The following is a 3,505-nucleotide window of genomic DNA, read 5'->3' as shown; positions in this document are numbered from 1 at the left end:
GCTCTGAAGAAAAGGACACTCCCATGAAGAACTCGCTCCTGCGCATCAGCGTCGCGCTCGCCCTCGCGCTCACGGGCTCCTCGGCCCTCGCCGCGTGCTCGGGCTCCGACGCCCCCGCCGCCCAGTCCGCCGCCTCCGACTCGGCCGCTCAGGGCGAGGACGCCGAGACCAAGGCCGACCTCGAGCTCGCCCGCCAGACGATCCTCGACACGCTCGCCGACAACCCCGACCTCGACCAGATCTACCTCGCCTCCGACGTGAAGAAGCCGACCGAGAAGTACGGCATGCTCGTCGTCCCCTACGCCTACTCGGAGGCGACCGAGAAGCTCACGACCTCGATCGTCAAGATCGAGAAGGGCCCGAAGTTCATCATCGGCGCCGTGGCGGCGCAATCGCAGAAGACCTGGGAGATCGACCAGGACGGCAACATCTCGGAGAAGTCCGAGTGACCTCGGGCTCGTCCCGAACACGCCCCCACGGGCACTCCTGAACACCCCGCGAGCTAAGGAGCTTGGGAAATAGTGGCTGCCTCAACGAAGAAGCCCCCGATGACGAACAAGAAGTTCATGGCGATCTGGATCCCGATCCTCGCCGTCCTCCTCGTCCTCGTCGTCGTGGTGAACATCGCGATCGGGATCTTCGACAAGTGGATCGGATCGCAGCTCGGAGCCGGAACCTACACGGTGGAGAACTCCGACTCGGCGAAAGACTGGGATACGGACTACTACGACGCCGATTTCGACAACGTCGACGATCTCAACGCGGCGGCCGCTGATCTCATCGAGCGGATCGAGGGCGAGGGCATCGTCCTCGCGAAGAACTCCGAGGGCGCCCTCCCGCTCGCATCGGGCGCGAAGGTCACGATGCTCGGACGTTCGGCCGCGGACCCGATCTACGGGGGCTCCGGATCGGGCTCGGTCGACACGACGAGCGCGATCGACGCGAAGACCGGCCTGGTGAACGCCGGATTCCAGGTCAACGAATCCGTCTACTCCGCCATCGAAGCCTTCGCGGCCGAGAACGACCGGGCGATCATCGAGATGGACAGCCCCGCGACCTCGACCTACACGGTCGGCGAGCTCCCCATCGACCAGTACCGGGCTCAGGAGTCCACCTTCGCCGAATACGGTGACGCGGCGATCGTCTTCATCGGCCGCGCCGGCGGCGAGGGCGGCGACCTCGCCCAGTCCATGGAGGGCTGGGACGACAACTACGCCGACGGCCAGCACCAGCTCGAGCTCAACAAGGACGAGAAGGACCTCATCGCACTCGCGAAGAAGGACTTCGACAAAGTCGTGGTCGTCGTCAACTCCTCGACGACGATGGAACTCGGCGAGATCCAGGCCGACCCCGGAATCGATTCGGTGCTCCTCATCGGCTCGCCCGGCCTCACCGGCTTCAGCGCCGTCGGCAAGGTCCTCTCCGGCGAGATCAATCCCTCCGGCAAGACCACCGACACCTGGGCCGCGGACTTCACGAAGGACCCGACCTTCGTGAACTTCGGAGGCTTCATCTACGACGACCTCGCCGTCAGCTACTCCTCCTCGGCGCTGTCGAGCGCGGCCTCGAACGCCACGGTCACGCAGGAGGCCCCCTTCGTCCAGTACCAGGAGGGCATCTACGTCGGCTACCGCTACTACGAGACGGCAGCCGCCGAGGGCTTCATCGACTACGACTCGGCCGTCGTCTACCCCTTCGGCTACGGCCTCAGCTACACCGGCTTCTCCCAGAAGGTCGTCTCCCAGACCTTCGACGACGTCAAGGGGAGCATCTCCGTCGACGTCGAGGTGACGAACACCGGGGGCGTCGCGGGCAAGGACGTCGTCGAGGTCTACTACTCGGCCCCCTACACCTCGGGCGGCATCGAGAAGTCCGAGGTCGTCCTCGGAGGCTTCGCCAAGACCGGGCTCCTCGAGCCGGGCGCCTCGCAGACGCTCACCGTCTCCTTCCCGGTCGAGGACATGGCGTCCTACGACTACGAGGGCGAGGGCGCCTACGTGCTCGAGGCGGGCGACTACGCGATCAGCGTCCGCACGGACTCCCACACCCTCGCCGAGGGGACCGAGCCGATGACCTACACGGTCGCCGAGACCGTCGTCTACGACGAGGACAACCCCCGGTCGAGCGATGCGGCGGTGGCGGTCAACCGCTTCGACGACGTCTCCGGCGACTTCACCGACGACGCCGCCGATACGGCGAAGATCCTCAACATGTCGCGCTCCGACTTCGCGGGCACCTTCCCGACCTCGCCGCTGGGCACCGAGCGCATGCACGCTTCCGAGGCTGCGAAGGCGGGATTCGCCGAGTACGACGCGAAGGCTGCGGCCGAGGCCTCCGACGCAGAAGAGCCCACGACCGGGGCGGACACCGAGCTCACCCTCGTCGATCTTCGCGGACGCCCCTACGACGATCCGAAGTGGGATGAGCTCCTCGATTCGCTCGATGTCTCCGACATGACGGACATGCTCCTCAACGGCGCCTACAACTCGGCGGCGCTCCCCTCGATCGCGAAGCCGGCCGTCACCGACCTCGACGGGCCCGCGGGCTTCTCCTCCTTCATCAACGCCTCCGTCAACGGCCCCGCCTACCCCTCCGAGTACACGATCGCCCAGACCTGGAACGTCGAACTCGCCAAGGAGATGGGCACGATGGTCGGCAACGAGTCGCTGCTCAAGGGCGTCTCGGGCTGGTACGCCCCCGCGATGAACCTCCATCGCAGCCCCTTCGCGGGACGCAACTTCGAGTACTACTCCGAGGACCCGCTCCTGTCCGGCCTCCTCGGCGAGGCGGTCTCCCAGGGCGCGATCGAGAAGGGCCTCTACACGACGCTCAAGCACTTCGCGCTCAACGACCAGGAGACGAACCGGGTGAACAACGGCGTCGCCTCCTGGGCGAACGAGCAGGCGATCCGCGAGCTCTACCTCAAGCCCTTCGAGATCGCCGTCAAGGGCGTGAGCTCCGAGGTCGCCTACATCGCCGACGACGAGGGCGCGACGAAGACCGCGCCGATCGGATCCCTCGCCGTCATGAGCTCCTTCAACAGGATCGGCGGGACCTGGGCCGGCGGCTCCAAGGCCCTCATGACCGATGTCCTGCGGAAGGAATGGGGCTTCACCGGCTTCGCGATCACGGACTTCAACCTCTACAACTACATGAGTCCCGATCAGGCGATCGACGCCGGAACCGACCTCACGCTCTCCTTCGCCCCGTCCAAGTCCTACAAGGACACGAAGTCGGCGCTGGCGAAGACGAACATCCGCAAGGCCGCGAAGAACGTCTTGTACTCGGTGGCGAACTCGAACGCGATGAACGGCTTCGCCCCCGGTGCGACCGTCACCTACACGCCCCCGACCTGGAAGTACATCCAGTACGGCGCGTCCGCGCTCGTGCTCCTCGGCATCCTCGGCGGCGCCTACGGCGTCGCGCGCAGGGTCCGCAAAGTGAAGACCCTGGGCGCGATCAGCGTCGACGAGGGCGAGTGAGCCGATCCCGGGGCGGGCACTAA

The 3,505-nt window shown here is 66.2% G+C and carries 2 protein-coding genes; both read left to right on the top strand.

Translation table 11 applies throughout. From position 1 onward, the window contains the following. The coding region (locus ACQY7V_RS07105; RefSeq protein ID WP_428639532.1) for a hypothetical protein at positions 1–449 on the top strand (449 nt) is incomplete at its 5' end. 99 nt (positions 450–548) lie between these two features. Further along, entirely contained in the window at positions 549–3,482 is a 2,934-nt protein-coding gene (locus tag ACQY7V_RS07100; RefSeq protein ID WP_428639530.1) for a glycoside hydrolase family 3 C-terminal domain-containing protein, read from the top strand. Positions 3,483–3,505: the final 23 nt, after the last annotated feature.

The sequence above is a fragment of the Schaalia sp. genome, assembly GCF_050312375.1.
Classification (GTDB): domain Bacteria; phylum Actinomycetota; class Actinomycetes; order Actinomycetales; family Actinomycetaceae; genus Pauljensenia; species Pauljensenia hyovaginalis.
The sequence above is the reverse complement of the archived record's forward strand: the minus strand, read 5'-3'. Positions and strand labels throughout refer to the sequence as shown.

Bases quoted from the DNA above. Each gene is read 5' to 3' on its own strand.
- ACQY7V_RS07100 (WP_428639530.1), top strand. From the start codon at position 549: ATGACGAACAAGAAGTTCATGGCGATCTGGATCCCGATCCTCGCCGTC.